We start from the raw sequence: 17,070 nt of genomic DNA on the forward strand, positions 1-17,070 counted from the left end.
ACGGACGGTGCCGTGGGCCGGGGGGTAAGTCAATCCACCTGGATCGAGGCCACGGCGCTTTCAGCGGTCGAGACCGCTTCGGTGGGGGCTTTGGTCTTTCACCGCGCAAGCGGCAGCGGCCTCATCGCTGGCAAGCCAAACCGGCCGGTAAAGCCTGTCAAAAAAGACAGGCTGCACACCCTTTGTGGGAGCAACTATCTTACGGGCGGCGTCGTGTCACTGAACCTGCTCGGGTCAACTGCCGCAATCAGATCGCTGACTTTACGGCCCCTGCGGGCCCGATCGCGGCACAGGGCCGCTCCTACGCGAGAACGGCGGCGTCCTGGCAAATCAGCGCTGAGGCCCATCTATAGGGCTTGCCCGCGATGCAGGCGGCGCCGCTACCTGCGCAGCCCCGGCGCTCACACATGCCCCGGCTTGGCCGTGCGGGCCAGGCAGTACACGTCCACCCGGCGTGCCCCGGCCTGCCGCAGCAGGCTGGCCAGGGCCTGGGCCGTGGCGCCGGTGGTGAGGACGTCGTCGACGATGGCCAGGTGCAGGCCTTCCACCGTTTCAGGCTCGAGCACCTGAAAGGCCTGGCGCAGGTTGCGCCGGCGCGCCGCCGCCTGGAGCTGCTGCTGGGCCGGGGTATCGCGCGTGCGCGCGACACGGTCCAGGTCGCAGTCGATGCTCAAGGTCTTCGACAACCACTGCGCCAGCATCGCCGCCTGGTTGAACCCGCGTTGACGCAAGCGTCGTCGTGCCAGCGGCACCGGGATCAGCCGGTCCGGTCGCGACAACCCCTCGGCGAAACGATGCTGCAGCGCCATGCCCAGCACGTCTGCCATCACGCGCCCCAGTGGCCATCGGGCCTGGTGCTTGAACCGCGTGATCAGGCTGTCGATGGGGAAGCCGTAGTACCAGAGCGCCTCGACCCGTTGGAACGCAGGGCGCCGTCGATGACAGGCGCCGCAGGTCAGGCCGTCGAGGGGCAAGGGCAGGGCGCACACACGGCAGCCATGGACCAGCCAGGGCAGTTCGACCTCGCATTCGGCACACAGCGGGTAGGGCTGCCGTGCAGGCAAATCGCAGAGCACGCAGTTATGTTCATTATTTAACCACTTGTAAACCATGCTGATGTATCTGGGTTGACAGTCCACAGAGCTTCCCCGACTATTCGCCTCATCCGTGATGCGCTGGGGTTCCGGCGCGCGTCAGAGCCTACACAGGGAAACGCCGATGAGCGCCAGCACAATTGCAACCACCCGTCACGACTGGACCTTGGCCGAGGTCCGCGCGCTGTTCCAGCAGCCGTTCAACGATTTGCTGTTCCAGGCGCAGAGCGTGCATCGCGCGCATTTCGACGCCAATCGGGTGCAGGTCTCGACCCTGTTGTCGATCAAGACCGGCGCCTGTCCCGAGGACTGCAAGTACTGCCCGCAGTCCGGTCATTACAACACCGGGCTGGAAAAGCAGAAGCTGATGGAGGTGCAGAAGGTGCTGGAAGAGGCCGCCCGCGCCAAGGCCATCGGCTCGACCCGTTTCTGCATGGGCGCTGCCTGGAAACACCCTTCGGCCAAGGACATGCCCTATGTCCTGCAGATGGTCCAGGGGGTCAAGGCCATGGGCCTGGAAACCTGCATGACCCTGGGCCGGCTCGACCGCGAGCAGACCGCTGCCCTGGCCGAAGCGGGCCTGGACTACTACAACCACAACCTCGACACCTCGCCGGAGTTCTACGGCAGCATCATCACCACCCGCACCTACGCCGAACGTCTGCAGACCCTGGCCTATGTGCGCGATGCGGGGATGAAGATCTGCTCCGGCGGTATCCTCGGCATGGGCGAGTCGCTCGACGACCGGGCCAACCTGCTGATCCAGTTGGCCAACCTGCCCGAGCACCCTGAGTCGGTGCCGATCAACATGCTGGTCAAGGTGGCCGGCACGCCACTGGCCGACGAGGCGGACGTCGACCCGTTCGACTTCATTCGCATGCTGGCCGTGGCGCGGATCCTCATGCCGCAGTCCCATGTCCGGCTGTCGGCCGGGCGCGAACAGATGAACGAGCAGATGCAGGCCCTGGCCTTCCTGGCCGGCGCCAACTCGATCTTCTACGGCGAGAAGCTGCTCACCACCGGCAACCCGCAGGCCGACCGAGACATGCAACTGTTCGCGCGCCTGGGCATCCAGCCCGAGGCGGGCGAAGGGCATGCCGACGAGGTTCACCAGGCGGCGATCGAGCAGGCCGTGATCGAACAGCGCAACGGTGAGCTGTTCTACGACGCCGTCTCGGCGTGAGCATGGCGTTCGACCTGCAAGCGCGCCTGGCCCGGCGCCGCGCCGAGGACCTGTATCGTCAGCGCCCGCTGCTGCAAAGCCCGCAAGGCCCCGAGGTCGTCGTCGACGGCCAGCGGTTGACGGCGTTCTGCAGCAACGACTACCTGGGCCTGGCCAACCACCCCGAGGTCATCGAGGCCTGGTGCGCCGGTGCTCGCGACTGGGGCGTAGGCGGGGGCGCTTCGCACCTGGTGGTCGGCCACTCGACGCCTCACCATGCGGTCGAGGAGGCCTTGGCCGAGCTGACCGGCCGGCCCCGCGCGCTGTTGTTCTCCACCGGCTACATGGCCAACATGGGGGCGATCACGGCGCTGGTCGGGCAGGGCGACACGGTGCTGCAGGATCGCCTCAACCATGCCTCGCTGCTCGACGGCGGGCTGCTCAGCAAGGCCCGCTTCAACCGCTACCTGCACAACGACGCCGCCAGCCTGACCCAGCGCCTGGCCCGCGCCACCGGCAATACCCTGGTGGTCACCGACGGGGTATTCAGCATGGACGGCGACCTGGCCGACCTGCCGGCCCTGGCCAAGGCGGCACGCGCACACGATGCCTGGCTGATGGTCGACGACGCCCATGGGCTGGGTACGCTCGGTGAGCAGGGGGGCGGCATCGTCGAACACTTTGGCCTGGGCGTCGACGAGGTGCCCGTGCTGGTCGGCACCCTCGGCAAGGCGTGCGGCACGGCCGGGGCGTTCGTGGCCGGCAGCGAGGCCTTGATCGAAACGCTGATCCAGTTCGCCCGGCCCTACATCTACACCACCAGCCAGCCGCCCGGCCTGGCCTGCGCGACGCTCAAGAGCCTGGAACTGCTGCGCCGCGAGCGCTGGCGGCGCGAGCACCTCAAGGGGCTGATCGCGCAGTTTCGCGAAGGTGCCACGCGCATCGGCCTGCGCCTAATGGACAGCCCGACGGCAATCCAGCCGATCCTGGTGGGCGACAGCGCGCAGGCCTTGCAGCTGTCGCAACGCCTGCGCGAGCGCGGCCTGCTGGTGACGGCCATCCGCCCACCCACGGTGGCGGCAGGCAGCGCACGGTTGCGCGTGACCTTGAGCGCGGCCCACAGCGCGGCGCAGGTCCAGCTATTGTTGAATGCATTGGATGAATGTCATGCCTGACGGGGGTGCGCCAATGCGAAATCGACTGATCCTTCTGGCGGGCTGGGGGCTGGGCATCGCGCCCTTGCAGCCGCTGGCCGCCAGCCTGCGCGCCCAAGACCCTCGTCTGCAGGTGGACCTGATGGCGCTCCCGGAGCTGCCGGACGCCGACCCGCATGCCTGGGTCGAACGGCTCGACCGTACCTTGCCTACCGACACCTGGCTGGGTGGCTGGTCGCTGGGCGGCATGCTGGCCAGTCAGCTGGCCAGCCGCCGCGGCGATCACTGCTGCGGCCTGATCACCTTGGCCAGCAACCCGAGCTTCGTCCGGCGGGCTGATTGGGCCCATGGCATGGCGCCCGACACCTTCGACACCTTCCTCGACGGTTGTCGCAGCCACACCCAGGTCACGCTCAGGCGGTTCCGTGGACTGTGCAGCCAGGGGTCGAGCGAGGTACGCCGCGTGTCCCGGCAACTGGAGATCGGGCTACCCGACATCGACCCGCTGTACCTGGCCAACGGCCTGGAGGTGTTGCGCCAACTGGACACCCGGCCTGCGCTCGACGCCTACAACGGGCCGCAGCTGCATCTGTTCGCTGGCGCCGATGCGTTGGTACCGGCCGAGGCCGCCAAGGCGTTGAACGATGTCCTGCCGGACGTCGAGGTCGGGCTGATGGACGGATGTGGCCACGCGTTCGTCCTCGACTGGCCAGACGCCCTGGCGACCAGCATCAAGCATTTCCTGCACGAGAGTGGCGATGACTGACCTTTCCCAGCCGCCATTGGCGACCTGTCTTCCGGACAAGCGCCAGGTGGCCGCTTCGTTTTCCCGCGCCGCGCCGACCTACGACAGCGTCGCGGCCTTCCAGCGCGACGTCGGCGAACGGCTGCTCGCCTCGCTGCCCACGTCCTGGGTGCCGTCGAGGTGGCTCGACCTGGGCTGCGGGACGGGGCATTTCAGCCGCGCGCTGCAGGTACGCTTCGGCGACGCCCAAGGCTTGGCCCTGGACCTGGCCGAAGGCATGCTGCACCACGCCCGAGCCCATGACAGCGCCGCAGTCTACGTGGCCGGCGACGCAGAATCCCTGCCGCTGCGCGATGCCAGTGTGGACCTGGTGTTCTCCAGCCTGGCCATCCAGTGGTGCGCCCGTCTGGATCGTGTCCTGGGCGAAGCTTCACGGGTCCTGCGGCCCGGCGGCGTACTGGCCTTCAGCAGCCTGTGCGTCGGCACCCTGGCCGAGCTGCGCGCCAGCTGGCAGGCCGTCGATGGACACGTGCACGTCAATCGGTTCCGGGACTTCCAGGCCTATGAGCACCAGTGCCTCGACAGTGGCCTGGAGGTCGTTCAGGTGCAGCGACACGCCCATGGGCTGCATTACCCGGACCTGCGCAGCCTGACCCACGAACTCAAGGCCCTCGGGGCCCACAACCTCAACCCCGGACGGCCCTCGGGGCTGACCGGCCGGGCACGTATCGCCGCGCTGCGGCAGGCCTACGAGCGCCTGCGCGAGCCAGCAGGGTTGCCGGTGACCTATCAGGTGGTCTACGCCGTGCTGCGCAAGTCCTCGAACCCAGGAGCATGACATGACCCAGGCCTACTTCATCGCCGGCACCGACACGGATGTGGGCAAGACCACCGTCGCCGCCGGGCTGCTGCATGCGGCGCAGGCAGCCGGGCTGAGCACCCTGGGCGCCAAGCCGGTCGCTTCCGGCTGCACCGTCACCCCGGACGGCTTGCGCAACGCCGACGCCCTGGCACTCATCGCCCAGAGCAGCCTCAGGCTGCCCTATGCGCAGCTCAACCCCTTCGCCTTCGAGCCGGCCATCGCCCCGCACATCGCGGCGCGCGAAGCGGGTGTGGCGCTGCACGTGCCTGCGCTGCAAGCGGCCATGCAGCAGGTGTTGCAACAGCAGGCCGACTTCACCTTGATCGAAGGGGCGGGTGGCTGGCGTGTGCCACTGTCCGAGCATGCTGCCCTGTCGGACCTGGCGATCGCCCTCGAGCTGCCGGTGATTCTGGTGGTCGGGGTGCGCCTGGGCTGCATCAACCATGCGCTGCTCACCGCCGAAGCCATCGCGCGCGACGGCTTGGCCCTGGCAGGCTGGGTCGCCAACGTGATCGAGCCACGCACGGCGCGGCTGGAAGACAACCTGGCCAGCCTGGCCGAGCGCATGCCTGCGCCGTGCCTGGGCCGGGTGCCGCCGTTGAGTGAGGCCAGCGCCGAGGCCGTGGCCGGGCACCTGAACCTGGCGTTGCTGGGCGGCTGACCGGTGGTCGGATGGCACAGGGCCAGCTATGCTTGGCATGGATATCCGGACGGCAAGGCTGTTCTAATGGCATGACCCGTCACCTCCCTGACAGGAGCTTCCCATGAACATCAGCGGCACTTCGGCGTACCAGCCAGGCTTGGGCGCCATCCAGGCAGGGCAGCGGCGCATCGACGAAACGGCAGGCGAGATCGCCAATACCGCCGTCGAACGCACCGCCACCAGCCAATCGAGCGATTACCAGGCTGAACGCCTGCGATCGGTGGACCGTAGCCAGCAACTGGACCTGGCCACCCAGACCGTCCAGCTCGACCTGGGCCTCTACCAGGTCCAGGGCGGTCTCAAGGCGGAAAAAGCTTCCGACGAGATGCTGGGACGTCTCATCGACATCCAGGCCTGAGCTCGACCCACTCACCGTCATCGTCACCCTCGAAACGGCGCTCTTCGGAGCGCCGTTTTGCGTGCAGTCGACGGCGAGCACCGGCACAAGCATCCAGGTTTCAATGCCTTTTCCTCCAGCGCTTGCACGCTGCCGCGCACAGGCGGCTCCCAGCCCTGATCATCTGACTTACCGGTCATGCTTGATGGCACGATCGACACTTTTAGCGGCAGAAAAGACCTGTCTTGCCCTCCTTGACAACCTGCGGTGCTAAACGTAAGTTTCAAACACCTGTTTGACCATAATAAAGATCGTCACAGCCCTGTGATGCACACCCTGGTCATCCCCCTTCGGATTCATCAGTTGAGGTTCCTCGCCATGCCTGATTACAAAGCCCCCTTGCGCGATATCCGCTTCGTCCGCGACGAACTGCTCGGCTATCAGGCGCATTACCAGAGCTTGCCAGGCTGCGAGGACGCCACGCCGGACATGGTCGATGCGATCCTCGAGGAAGGCGCCAAGTTCTGCGAGCAGGTCCTGGCCCCGCTGAACCGGGTCGGCGACCTGGAAGGCTGTACCTGGAGCGAGCAGGGCGTGAAGACGCCGACCGGCTTCAAGCAGGCCTACCAGCAGTTCGTCGAAGGCGGCTGGCCGAGCCTGGCCCATGACGTGGCGCACGGTGGCCAGGGGCTGCCCGAGTCGCTGGGCCTGGCGATCAGCGAAATGGTCGGCGAGGCGAACTGGTCCTGGGGCATGTACCCCGGCCTGTCCCATGGCGCCATGAACACCTTGTCGGCTCACGGCACCGCCGAGCAGCAGCACGCCTACCTGAGCAAGCTGGTGACCGGCGAATGGACCGGCACCATGTGCCTGACCGAACCGCACTGCGGCACCGACCTGGGCATGCTGCGTACCCGCGCCGAACCACAGGCCGACGGCTCGTACACGGTGTCGGGCACCAAGATCTTCATTTCCGCCGGCGAGCACGACATGGCCGAGAACATCGTCCACATCGTGCTGGCCCGTCTGCCGGATGCCCCGGCGGGCACCAAGGGCATCTCGCTGTTCATCGTGCCCAAGTTCCTGCCGAGCGCGGACGGCGGCGTGGGCGAGCGCAATGCCGTGACCTGTGGCTCGATCGAACACAAGATGGGCATCCACGGCAACGCCACCTGCGTGATGAACTTCGACGCCGCCACCGGCTACCTGATCGGCCAGGCCAACAAGGGCCTGAACTGCATGTTCACCTTCATGAACACTGCGCGCCTGGGGACGGCGCTGCAAGGGCTGGCCCATGCCGAAGTGGCGTTCCAGGGTGCGCTGAAGTACGCCCGCGAGCGTGTGCAGATGCGCTCGCTGAGCGGCCCGAAGGCGCCGGACAAGGCCGCCGACCCGATCATCGTGCACCCTGACGTGCGCCGCATGCTGCTGACCATGAAGGCGTTCGCCGAAGGCAACCGCGCGATGGTCTACTTCACCGCGCAACAGGTGGACATCCTCAAGTACAGCCAGGATGAAGAGGCGCGTGCCAAGGCCGACGCCCTGCTGGCCTTCATGACCCCGATCGCCAAGGCCTTCATGACCGAGGTCGGCTTCGAGGCTGCCAACCACGGTGTGCAGGTGTTCGGCGGGCACGGCTTCATCGCCGAGTGGGGCATGGAACAGAACGTGCGCGACAGCCGTATCGCCATGCTCTACGAGGGCACCACCGGTATCCAGGCCCTCGACCTGCTCGGTCGCAAGGTGCTGATGACCCAGGGCGAGGCGCTCAAGGGCTTCACCAAGATCGTGCACAAGTTCTGCCAGGCCCAGGCTGGCAACGAGGCGGTCAAGGAATTCGTCGAGCCCCTGGCCCAGCTGAACAAGGAGTGGGGCGAGCTGACCATGAAGATCGGCATGGCCGCGATGAAGGACCGCGAGGAAGTCGGCGCCGCGTCGGTGGACTACCTCATGTACTCCGGCTACGCCTGCCTGGCCTACTTCTGGGCCGACATCGCCCGGGTCGCCGCCGAGAAGCTGGCCGAAGGCACTTCCGAAGAAGCCTTCTACACCGCCAAGCTGCAGACCGCGCGCTTCTACTACCAGCGCCTGCTGCCCCGCACCCGCGCGCACGTGGCGGCGATTCTCTCCGGTGCCGGCAACCTGATGGACATGGACGAAGAGCACTTCGGCCTGGCCATCTGATCCTCCCTTTCACGGGTCGCCTCGATCAGGCGGCCCGTCGTCTTCTGTAGGGCGGCCTGCGGGCCGCTTCGCTCGTTCACTGAGAGGTTGCCATGGCTGACTACAAAGCGCCCCTGCGCGACATGCGGTTCGTTCTCGAGGAAGTCTTCGACGTCGCCACGCTGTGGGCGCAGATGCCGGCCCTGAGCGAGCTGATCGATGCCGACACGGCCATGGCCGTGCTGGAGGAGGCCGGCAAGGTGACCGCCGAGCGCATCGCGCCGTTGAGCCGCTCCGGCGACGAGGAAGGCTGCCGCTGGCAAGCGGGCGACGTCAGCACGCCAGCGGGCTTCATCGACGCCTATCGCACCTATGCCGACGGGGGCTGGGTCGGTGTCGGGGGTGACCCTGCCTATGGCGGCATGGGCATGCCCAAGGCCATTTCGGCGCAGGTCGAGGAGATGGTCAACGCCGCCAGCCTGTCGTTCGGCCTGTACCCGATGCTGACCGCCGGTGCCTGCCTGTCGATCCATGCCCATGCCAGCGAAGCGCTCAGGCAGCGCTACCTGCCGAACCTGTACGCCGGCACCTGGGCCGGTTCGATGTGCCTGACCGAACCTCACGCCGGGACCGACCTGGGCCTCATCCGCACCCGGGCCCAGCCACAGGCCGATGGCAGCTATCGCGTGACCGGGACCAAGATCTTCATCACCGGCGGCGAGCATGACCTGACCGAGAACATCATCCACCTGGTGCTGGCCAAGCTGCCCGATGCGCCGGCCGGGGCCAAGGGCATCTCGCTGTTCCTGGTGCCCAAGTTCAGCGTCGACGAGGAGGGCCGGCTGGGCGAGCGCAACGCGGTCCATTGCGGCTCCATCGAGCACAAGATGGGCATCCAGGCCTCGGCCACCTGCGTGATGAACTTCGACGACGCGGTCGGCTACCTGGTGGGCGAGCCGAACAAGGGTCTGGCGGCCATGTTCACCATGATGAACTACGAGCGACTGGGCGTCGGCATTCAGGGCCTGGCCTCGGCCGAGCGGTCCTACCAGAACGCCATCGAGTACGCCCGCGAGCGTATCCAGGGGCGCGCCGTGGGCGGCGCACAGGCACCGGACAAAGCCGCCGACCCGATCATCGTGCACCCCGACGTGCGGCGCATGCTGCTGACCATGAAGGCCCTGAACGAAGGCGGGCGGGCCTTCTCCACGTACGTGGCGCTGCACCTGGACAACGCCAAGTTCAGCGACGACCCTGCCACGCGCCAGCGCAGCGCCGACCTGGTGGCCTTGCTGACACCGGTGGCCAAGGCCTTCCTGACCGACCTGGGGCTGGAATGCACCGTGCACGGCCAGCAGGTGTTCGGCGGCCATGGCTACATCCGGGAATGGGGCCAGGAGCAGCTGGTGCGGGATGTGCGTATCACGCAGATCTACGAAGGCACCAACGGCATCCAGGCCCTGGACCTGATGGGCCGCAAGGTGGCGGGCAACGGCGGGGCGTTCTACCGGCTGTTCAGCGATGAGGTGCGTGCGTTCGCCGACCAGGCTGGTGCGCAGCTGAGCGAGTTCACCGAACCGTTGAAGGCAGCGCTGGACCAGCTGGACACACTGACCGACTGGGTACTCGAGCGTGCCCAGCACGATGCCGAGGAAATCGGTGCCGCCTCGGTCGAGTACCTGCACACCTTCGGGTACGTCGCCTACGCCTACCTCTGGGCACGCATGGCCCAAGCGGCGATGGCGGGCGCGAGCGAGGATGAGTTCTACGCGAGCAAGCTGGGCACGGCCCGTTTCTACTTCGCACGCCTGCTGCCACGGGTCCATTCGCTGATCGCCAGCGTCAAGGCCGGCAGTGCGAGCCTGAACTTTTTACGGCCCGAACAGTTCTGAAACAGCGCGTCTTTGGAAACGAGACAGACTTGTAAGCATTTTCTTACACGACGTGGTGACTTTTCTCCACTTCCCGGGGATTGGATCCACTGTTAATCTTTCTCACATGGACGACGCGCTGGGAGCGCAGAGGACAGCACACGGATCTGCTCAGGATGACCGCCAAGAGGGCGGGACGATACGGAAATCGCCGAAACGGATGTCAGGGAAACAGTCTGGAATACCCCGCCTCGGCGGGGTTTCCTTTTTTGTGTGCCCGCTACGGTGACCCCTCGAGATGCACGCCCGCTGCCGTCTCTTCCTCGAGCAGCGTTCTGAGCAGTTCGACCGCCGCCTGCTGACGTTGCGCATCGCGAAACACCAGGCCGACCTGAAGCGGCACCCGTGGCTCGCTCAAGGGCTTCCACAACAGGGCCTGATCGTCTTCGGCCGCCTCCTTGGCACGTCCCGGCAGGATGGTCACCAGTGAGGTGTATGCCAGGCTGTCCAGGATGCCGCTCATGTTGTTCATCTCCGCTTGCACGTGCGGGCGCCGGCCCAGATTGGCCAGTTCGGTCTTCCAGATCTGGCGGATCTGGAATTCTTCCCCCAGCATCAGCATCGGCAACTCTGCCGCCTGACTGAGCGAGACCTTCTTGAAGTCCTTCAGCGGGTGATCGTGCGGAATCACCAGTTGCAATTCGTCCTCGTACAGCGGCAACCCATGCAGCCCCGGCTGGCGTGGCGCCAGGTAGCTGATGCCGATGTCCAGGCTGCCGTTGAGCAGACGCCGCTCGATGTCCAGGCCCGACAGTTCGTAAAGCTGCACGATCAGGTGCGGCTGGGCCTTGCGCACGCGCTCCAGCAGGCGTGGGACCAGGCTGGGCCGCACGGTCTGCAGGACGCCGATGGCCAGCGTGCGCAGTGCCTGGCCCTTGAAGCCACGCATGGCATCGCGAGCCTGGCGCAGGCCGTCGAGCAGCGGCAAGGCGTGGTTGTACAACGTGTGCGCGGCCAGCGTGGGCAACAGCCGCCTGTTGCTGCGCTCGAACAGGCTGACTTCGAGCGCCTGTTCGAGCTGACGGATCTGTTGCGACAGGGCTGGCTGGGACAGCGACAGGCGCTCGGCGGCGCGGCCGACGTGGCCTTCTTCATAGACCGCGACGAAATATCGCAGTTGGCGGAAATCCATAAGCGCTACTTATCGGAAAAGCTCGAAAAACCAAATGGCCCGTGGCCGTTGAGCGGCCTAGTCTACGCCGCGTCATGGCGCTTGGCAGGTCTTTTGCGGGCTCGCACGCCATGGGTGCGAATGACGTTTGGATAGGCCAGGCAAAACACCCACTTCAGCGGTGTACCGTTCGGCGCATGACCGAGCCCTGGCAGCCTTGACCGTGATCGGCTGGAGCCTCGATGAACCTGTTCAACTTGCGCCGTACGGCATCTGCCGCCGACGTGCCGCTGTCTGTGCCTTGTTTCGAACCCTTGATGCCCCAGGCCTCGCGCCGTTTTCTCATGCCCACCGCCCATCAGGCCGAGCAGGTGTTCGTGCGCGGGCAGGGGTCGTGGCTGTGGGATGACCAGGGGCATGCCTACCTGGACTTTCACCAGGGCGGTGCGGTGAACAGCCTGGGGCACAGCCCGGACGTGCTGACCAAGGCCCTGGCCGAGCAGGCGCACGCCCTGATCAATCCCGGCACCGGGTTCCAGGGGCCAGGCCTGCTCACGCTGGCGCGGCGTCTGTGCCAGAGCACCGGCAGCGATCAGGCCTACCTGCTCAACAGTGGCAGCGAGGCCTGCGAGGCGGCCGTCAGGCTGGCGCGTTCGTGGGGCCGGCGCCATCGGCACGGTGCCGACCATGTCATCGTCGCCCACCGGGGGTGCCATGGGCGAAGCCTGGGCGCGCTGTCGATCTCCCGCGACGGGGCCAGCGCACCAGGATTCAGCCATGTTCCCTTCAATGACCTGGCCGCTCTGCACGCAGCCGTGGACTCGAACACCGTCGCCCTCCTGCTCGAGCCGATCCAGGGCGAAGCGGGCGTGATCCCGGCTTCACGCGAGTACCTCAAGGGCGCCGAGACCCTGTGCCGCGAGCTGGGCATCCTGTTGATCCTCGACGAGGTGCAGACTGGCATGGGCCGCTGCGGCACCTTGCTGGCCGAGCAGCGTCATGGCGTGCGCGCCGACCTGGTGGCCATGGGCAAGGGGCTGGGTGGTGGCGTGCCCCTGGCCGCGCTGCTGGCGCGGGGCACGGCCTGCTGTGCGACGCCTGGCGAGCTGGGTGGCAGTCACCATGGCAACGTGTTGATGAGCGCTGCGGGCCTGGCGGTACTCGAGACGGTACTGGCGCCGGGCTTTCTCGAACACGTCGAGGACGCCGGGCGTCACCTGCGCGATGGCCTGAGCCGGCTCGCGGCGCGCTTCGGCCAGGGCGAGGTGCGCGGCCAGGGCCTGCTCTGGGGCCTGCAGCTGCGCGGCACCTGCGCACGCGCCCTGGTCGACGCCGCCAGGCTGGAAGGTCTGCTGCTCATGGCCCCTCGCGCCGATGTGCTGCGCCTCACGCCAGCGCTGACCGTCAGCAAGGGCAACATCGATGAAATGCTCAAACGCCTGGCGCGGGCGTTCACCATGACCCGTGCCCATTCATCCGACGCGCGTCGGGCTTCTGCCTGACGAACGTCCACCGAACCGTCTGCGTGCTTGCGCATCGCCCCTGGCCCTTCCTTTGGCCCGGGGCGTTTTTTTGTGCGCAAGAGGTTGGCTTGAACCTCTGTTTGAAAGCGACAGTCTGTTGAGTTAACCAATCGAGGAGCTACGACATGGACCTGATCCGCATTCTGATCGCCATCATTCTTCCACCCGTAGGCGTCTTCCTGCAGGTCGGTTTCGGCGGCGCGTTCTGGCTGAACATCCTGCTGACGCTGCTGGGTTACATCCCCGGCATCATCCACGCGGTGTACATCATCGCCAAGCGCTGACCGCACAGCCCGAGCCGGCGACCCGGCTCGGGCCTGGTTTCAGCGGCCCAGGACCGTGCAATAGAACGCCCACTCCTGCTCCAACGCATGTGCCAGGTTGTCCGCCTGACGAAAGCCGTGACGCTCCCCGGCATAGAAATGCCCTTCGGCCTGCACGCCATTGGCCTTCAGCGCCGCCAGCATGCTTCGCGTCTGCTCGGGCACCACCACCGCATCCTGCTCTCCCTGGAAGAAAATGACCGGCACCGTGATGCGTGCGGCATGCCGTAGCGGCGTGCGTTGCGCGTAGCGCTCGGCATCCTGATCCGGGTCGCCGATCAGCCAGTCCAGGTAATCCGCTTCGAACTTGTGGGTGGCGCGGGCGAGCGCCACCGGATCGCTGACGCCATACAGGCTGGCGCCGGCCCGGAACACGTCGTGAAACGCCAGGGCGCAGAGCGTGGTGTAGCCACCGGCACTGCCACCGCGGATGAACGCCTGGGCCGGATCGATCAGCCCCTGGCTGGCCAGGTGCGTCACCACGGCGCAGGCGTCCTCCACGTCGGCCTCACCCCAGCGCAGGTGCAGCGCCTGGCGATAGGCGCGGCCGTAACCCGTGCTCCCTCGGTAGTTCAGGTCGGCGACCGCGAAGCCGCGCTGCGTCCAGTACTGGATGCGCGGGTCGAAGACCGGATAGCACGCCGAGGTCGGTCCGCCGTGGATGAACACCACCAGGGGCGAAGGGCTTGGTACGCCATGGGCGGGGTAGAAGAACCCGTGAGCCTGGGCATCGCCGCTGGCGTAGCGCAGCGGCCGTGGGCGGGCGATGTCTGCATCGGGCAACGGCGCGATGCCGCCGCTCAGGACCTCGATGTCACCCGTGCCGCGATCGAGGGCGATGACGCCAGCGGGGCGTGTCGGCGAGGCGGCGATGGCGTACAGGTGCGTGTCGCTCAGCGCCAGGCTGCGAAAGCGACTGTAGTCGGTCGCCAGGCGTTGACAGGCCGGGTCGATGCCACATTGGCCGAGCACGCCGAAGCCGTCCTCGAACCAGCTGGCCACGTAGGTATCGGGGCCCAGGGGCAACCAGGTGCTGGCGCCCAGTTGCCAGGGCGCGGCGGCGTGGTCGGCCGCGGTGGCCGGCAGGGCTTGCCACTGGCCGTCGCGTTCACCCCAGGGCTGCCAGTAGCCCGCAAGATCGGACAAGGCGTACAGCCGGCCTTGAGCGTCGAAGCGCGGTTGCTGCAATGAGGTGGCCGTGCCGTCGGCCCCGGCGATGCACACGGGCGGGCCCCAGGCACCGTCCTGTACCTGGCGTCGGGTCATCAGTCGCGTGGCGGTCCAGGGCTGGGCAGGGCGGTCCCATTCGATCCAGGCCAGGCGCTGGCCGTCGTCGCTCAGGGTGGGCGCCGCATAGAAGTCCGCCCCTTCGGCCAGCACCTGGCGCCCTTGGGCGTCGAAGGCGACCAGACGGTGCTCGACGGATGCGCCCTGGGTTTCCTCGACCGCCAGCACCTGGCGGCCATGCGCCTGCAGGTCGCCGTAGCGGCGATCGTCGGACGCGGTCAGCGCCTGGGGCGTGCCACCGTCCACGGGCTGTGCGTAGACCTGCTGATCGGCCTCGTTGACGAAGTACAGGTGCGTCTCGCCCACGCTGAAACTGCCTCCGCCGTACTCGTAGACGCGACTGCGCACGCTGAACCCGTCGGGCGTCAGGCGCACTGCCTGGCCGTCGCGCCAGTGCCAGAGCCGGCAGGCGCCGTCGGCAGGGCGAAATTCGTTCCAGAACACGCCGGCCGGACCCACCTTGAGGTCGGCGAAGTCGGTCCCGGCCGCCACTGCCTGGGCAGCGCTGAAGCGTTCAGCCACGGGCGATGACCCGTGAGTTGCGGTCGTTGCGGAAGGTGAGTTGTTCGATGGCCAGTTGGGCATGCTCTGCCTCCTCTCGCGCCTTGAGAATGATGCCGTGGTCGGCCGACTTGGCGCACACCGGGTCGGCGTTGCTGGCGTCGCCGGTGAGCATGAAGGCCTGGCAGCGGCAACCGCCGAAGTCTTTTTCCTTCTCGTCGCAGGAGCGGCACGGCTCGGGCATCCACTCATAGCCACGGAAGCGGTTGAAGCCGAAGGACTCGTACCAGATGTGCCGCAGGTCGTGGTCGCGCACGTTGGGGAACTGCACCGGCAACTGACGGGCGCCGTGGCAGGGCAGGGCCGTGCCATCGGGCGTGATCGTGAGGAACAGGCTGCCCCAGCCGTTCATGCAGGCCTTGGGGCGTTCCTCGTAGTAGTCCGGGGTGACGAAGATCAGCTTGCAGGGGCTGCCTGCGGCCTTGAGCCGCTCACGGTACTCGTTGGTGATGCGCTCGGCACGTTCCAGCTGCTCGCGGGTCGGCAGCAGCCCGAGACGGTTGAGGTGTGCCCAGCCGTAGAACTGACAGGTGGCCAGCTCGACGAAGTCCGCCTCCAGGGCGATGCACAGCTCGATGATCCGGTCGATCCGGTCGATGTTGTGCCGGTGGGTGACGAAATTGAGCACCATCGGGTAGCCGTGGGCCTTCACCGCACGGGCCATTTCCAGCTTCTGGGCGAACGCCTTGCGCGAGCCGGCCAGCAGGTTGTTGACCGTCTCGTCGCTGGCCTGGAAGCTGATCTGGATATGGTCGAGCCCGGCGTCGCGGAAGCTGGCGATCTTGCGCTCGGTCAGGCCGATCCCCGAGGTGATCAGGTTGGTGTAGTAGCCCAGCCGGCGGGCCTCGCCGATCAGCTCGGCCAGGTCCTGGCGCACCAGCGGCTCGCCACCGGAGAAGCCCAGCTGCGCTGCGCCCAGCGCGCGGGCTTCGGCCATGACCCGGAACCATTGCTCGGTGCTCAGCTCCTGGCCTTGCTGGGCGAAGTCCAGCGGGTTGGAGCAGTACGGGCATTGCAGCGGGCAACGGTAGGTCAGCTCGGCCAGCAGCCACAGCGGCAGGCCCACCGGCGGTGCGGCCGGCAGTTCAGGCGTAGACGATCCAGTGTTCGGCATGGGCCACCTCCATGAACTGTTCGATGTCGTCGGCGAGTTCGGGCACGTCGGCGAACTGCTCGGCCAGCGTCGCGATGATCGAATCCACCGAGCGCTGGCCGTCGATCAGCCCACCGATCAACGCGGCGCTTTCATTGAGCTTGATCATGCCTTCAGGGTAGAGCAGCACATGGCCTTGCTGCGCCGGCTCGTACTGGAACCGGTAGCCGGGACGCCAGCGTGGCACCCGTTGACGGTCGAAACTCATAAGGTGATCCCCTTGTGCCAGACCCGTTCGCGGGTGACGCTGTGGTAGGGCGGACGGTCCAGCTCGTAGGCCATGCTCATGGCATCGAGCATGCTCCAGAGGATGTCCAGCTTGAATTGCAGGATCTCCAGCATGCGCATCTGGCTCTCACGCGTGGTGTAGTGCTGCAAGGTGATCGACAGGCCATGCTCGACATCGCGGCGGGCCTGGCCCAGGCGCGTGCGGAAGTAGGCGTAGCCGGCCGGGTCGATCCACGGGTAATGCTGCGGCCAGCTGTCCAGGCGCGACTGGTGGATCTGCGGGGCGAACAGCTCGGTCAGCGAACTGCTGGCCGCCTCCTGCCAGCTCGCGCGGCGGGCGAAATTGACGTAGGCGTCCACGGCGAAGCGCACGCCGGGCAGCACCAGTTCCTGAGAGCGCAGCTGGTCCGGGTCCAGGCCCACGGCCTGGCCGAGGCGCAGCCAGGCTTCGATACCGCCGTCTTCGCCGGGCGCGCCGTCATGGTCGAGCAGGCGCTGGATCCACTCGCGACGGACCTCGCGGTCCGGGCAGTTGGCCAGGATCGCGGCGTCCTTGAGCGGGATATTCACCTGGTAATAGAACCGGTTGGCCACCCAGCCCTGGATCTGCTCGCGGCTGGCGCGGCCTTCGTACATCGCCACGTGGTAGGGGTGATGGATGTGGTAGAAGTCGCCCTTGGCGCGCAAGGCCTGCTCGAACTCGGCAGGGGACATCGGTTCGGCGTCGCTCATG

At 66.9% G+C, this 17,070-nt stretch carries 16 protein-coding genes; 10 read left to right on the forward strand and 6 right to left on the reverse strand.

Annotated features, from left to right (window positions below):
- Nucleotides 1-401: 401 nt before the first annotated feature.
- On the reverse strand, nt 402-1,139 hold the full coding sequence (locus G7Z99_RS06805) for a ComF family protein (RefSeq protein ID WP_181092802.1): 738 nt from the start codon (nt 1,137-1,139) through the stop codon (nt 402-404).
- 79 nt (nt 1,140-1,218) lie between these two features.
- On the opposite strand from G7Z99_RS06805, the gene bioB reads away from it, so the two are divergent.
- From bioB to G7Z99_RS06845, 8 genes are all read left to right on the forward strand, one after another.
- The gene (gene bioB / locus G7Z99_RS06810; RefSeq protein WP_181092803.1) at nt 1,219-2,277 is read left to right on the forward strand and encodes a biotin synthase BioB; all 1,059 of its coding nucleotides are present in this window, start codon (nt 1,219-1,221) and stop codon (nt 2,275-2,277) included.
- 2 nt (nt 2,278-2,279) lie between these two features.
- Nucleotides 2,280-3,431 carry an 8-amino-7-oxononanoate synthase gene (gene bioF / locus G7Z99_RS06815; RefSeq protein WP_181092804.1) on the forward strand — a complete coding sequence of 384 codons (1,152 nt, stop codon included), beginning with the start codon at nt 2,280-2,282 and terminating at the stop codon, nt 3,429-3,431.
- A gap of 13 nt (nt 3,432-3,444) precedes the next feature.
- Nucleotides 3,445-4,176, forward strand: coding sequence for an alpha/beta fold hydrolase (locus G7Z99_RS06820; protein ID WP_181092805.1), 732 nt, complete (start codon nt 3,445-3,447; stop codon nt 4,174-4,176).
- A complete protein-coding gene (gene bioC, locus G7Z99_RS06825) occupies nt 4,169-4,993 on the forward strand; it encodes a malonyl-ACP O-methyltransferase BioC (protein WP_181092806.1) in 825 nt (274 codons plus the stop codon). The genes G7Z99_RS06820 and bioC overlap by 8 nt, the downstream gene beginning before the upstream one ends.
- Nucleotide 4,994: 1 nt before the next feature.
- Nucleotides 4,995-5,678, forward strand: a complete 684-nt coding sequence (gene bioD, locus G7Z99_RS06830; RefSeq protein WP_181092807.1) for a dethiobiotin synthase — start codon at nt 4,995-4,997, stop codon at nt 5,676-5,678.
- Between the two features lie 103 nt (nt 5,679-5,781).
- Nucleotides 5,782-6,078, forward strand: coding sequence for a pyrroloquinoline quinone biosynthesis protein PqqE (locus G7Z99_RS06835; protein WP_181092808.1), 297 nt, complete (start codon nt 5,782-5,784; stop codon nt 6,076-6,078).
- A 357-nt stretch (nt 6,079-6,435) separates the two neighbouring features.
- Nucleotides 6,436-8,241 (forward strand): phenylacyl-CoA dehydrogenase, encoded by a 1,806-nt coding sequence (locus tag G7Z99_RS06840; RefSeq protein ID WP_181092809.1) that lies wholly within the window; start codon nt 6,436-6,438, stop codon nt 8,239-8,241.
- 92 nt (nt 8,242-8,333) lie between these two features.
- A complete protein-coding gene (locus G7Z99_RS06845; protein WP_181092810.1) occupies nt 8,334-10,112 on the forward strand; it encodes an acyl-CoA dehydrogenase C-terminal domain-containing protein in 1,779 nt (592 codons plus the stop codon).
- Nucleotides 10,113-10,371: 259 nt separating this feature from the next.
- Here the strand turns inward: G7Z99_RS06845 and G7Z99_RS06850 are convergent, their stop codons facing one another.
- Nucleotides 10,372-11,283: a LysR family transcriptional regulator gene (locus G7Z99_RS06850; protein WP_181092811.1), complete on the reverse strand. Its 912-nt coding sequence runs from the start codon at nt 11,281-11,283 to the stop codon at nt 10,372-10,374.
- 221 nt (nt 11,284-11,504) lie between these two features.
- On the opposite strand from G7Z99_RS06850, the gene G7Z99_RS06855 reads away from it, so the two are divergent.
- Together G7Z99_RS06855 and G7Z99_RS06860 are read left to right on the forward strand one after the other, a co-directional pair.
- The gene (locus G7Z99_RS06855; RefSeq protein ID WP_181092812.1) at nt 11,505-12,764 is read left to right on the forward strand and encodes an aspartate aminotransferase family protein; all 1,260 of its coding nucleotides are present in this window, start codon (nt 11,505-11,507) and stop codon (nt 12,762-12,764) included.
- 146 nt (nt 12,765-12,910) lie between these two features.
- Entirely contained in the window at nt 12,911-13,069 is a 159-nt protein-coding gene (locus G7Z99_RS06860) for a YqaE/Pmp3 family membrane protein (protein WP_181092813.1), read from the forward strand.
- A 39-nt stretch (nt 13,070-13,108) separates the two neighbouring features.
- Here G7Z99_RS06860 and G7Z99_RS06865 read toward each other — a convergent pair whose 3' ends face one another.
- From G7Z99_RS06865 to pqqC, 4 genes are read right to left on the reverse strand one after another with little or no spacing between them, the layout of a single operon-like run.
- A complete protein-coding gene (locus tag G7Z99_RS06865) occupies nt 13,109-14,980 on the reverse strand; it encodes a S9 family peptidase (protein ID WP_181092814.1) in 1,872 nt (623 codons plus the stop codon).
- Entirely contained in the window at nt 14,910-16,070 is a 1,161-nt protein-coding gene (gene pqqE / locus G7Z99_RS06870) for a pyrroloquinoline quinone biosynthesis protein PqqE (protein ID WP_181092815.1), read from the reverse strand. Before pqqE ends, G7Z99_RS06865 begins: the two co-directional genes overlap by 71 nt.
- Nucleotides 16,042-16,317 carry a pyrroloquinoline quinone biosynthesis peptide chaperone PqqD gene (gene pqqD / locus G7Z99_RS06875; protein WP_181092816.1) on the reverse strand — a complete coding sequence of 92 codons (276 nt, stop codon included), beginning with the start codon at nt 16,315-16,317 and terminating at the stop codon, nt 16,042-16,044. Before pqqD ends, pqqE begins: the two co-directional genes overlap by 29 nt.
- Nucleotides 16,314-17,069 (reverse strand): pyrroloquinoline-quinone synthase PqqC, encoded by a 756-nt coding sequence (gene pqqC / locus G7Z99_RS06880; RefSeq protein ID WP_181092817.1) that lies wholly within the window; start codon nt 17,067-17,069, stop codon nt 16,314-16,316. Before pqqC ends, pqqD begins: the two co-directional genes overlap by 4 nt.
- Nucleotide 17,070: the final 1 nt, after the last annotated feature.

Source organism: Pseudomonas entomophila, assembly GCF_013523165.1.
GTDB lineage: Bacteria > Pseudomonadota > Gammaproteobacteria > Pseudomonadales > Pseudomonadaceae > Aquipseudomonas > Aquipseudomonas entomophila_A.

Coding starts and splice junctions, on each gene's coding strand:
- bioB (WP_181092803.1), top strand. CDS start 1,219: ATGAGCGCCAGCACAATTGCAACCACCCGTCACGACTGGACCTTGGCC.
- bioF (WP_181092804.1), top strand. CDS start 2,280: ATGGCGTTCGACCTGCAAGCGCGCCTGGCCCGGCGCCGCGCCGAGGAC.
- G7Z99_RS06820 (WP_181092805.1), top strand. CDS start 3,445: ATGCGAAATCGACTGATCCTTCTGGCGGGCTGGGGGCTGGGCATCGCG.
- bioC (WP_181092806.1), top strand. CDS start 4,169: ATGACTGACCTTTCCCAGCCGCCATTGGCGACCTGTCTTCCGGACAAG.
- bioD (WP_181092807.1), top strand. CDS start 4,995: ATGACCCAGGCCTACTTCATCGCCGGCACCGACACGGATGTGGGCAAG.
- G7Z99_RS06835 (WP_181092808.1), top strand. CDS start 5,782: ATGAACATCAGCGGCACTTCGGCGTACCAGCCAGGCTTGGGCGCCATC.
- G7Z99_RS06840 (WP_181092809.1), top strand. CDS start 6,436: ATGCCTGATTACAAAGCCCCCTTGCGCGATATCCGCTTCGTCCGCGAC.
- G7Z99_RS06845 (WP_181092810.1), top strand. CDS start 8,334: ATGGCTGACTACAAAGCGCCCCTGCGCGACATGCGGTTCGTTCTCGAG.
- G7Z99_RS06850 (WP_181092811.1), bottom strand. CDS start 11,283: ATGGATTTCCGCCAACTGCGATATTTCGTCGCGGTCTATGAAGAAGGC.
- G7Z99_RS06855 (WP_181092812.1), top strand. CDS start 11,505: ATGAACCTGTTCAACTTGCGCCGTACGGCATCTGCCGCCGACGTGCCG.
- G7Z99_RS06860 (WP_181092813.1), top strand. CDS start 12,911: ATGGACCTGATCCGCATTCTGATCGCCATCATTCTTCCACCCGTAGGC.
- G7Z99_RS06865 (WP_181092814.1), bottom strand. CDS start 14,980: ATGCCCAACTGGCCATCGAACAACTCACCTTCCGCAACGACCGCAACT.
- pqqE (WP_181092815.1), bottom strand. CDS start 16,070: ATGCCGAACACTGGATCGTCTACGCCTGAACTGCCGGCCGCACCGCCG.
- pqqD (WP_181092816.1), bottom strand. CDS start 16,317: ATGAGTTTCGACCGTCAACGGGTGCCACGCTGGCGTCCCGGCTACCGG.
- pqqC (WP_181092817.1), bottom strand. CDS start 17,069: ATGAGCGACGCCGAACCGATGTCCCCTGCCGAGTTCGAGCAGGCCTTG.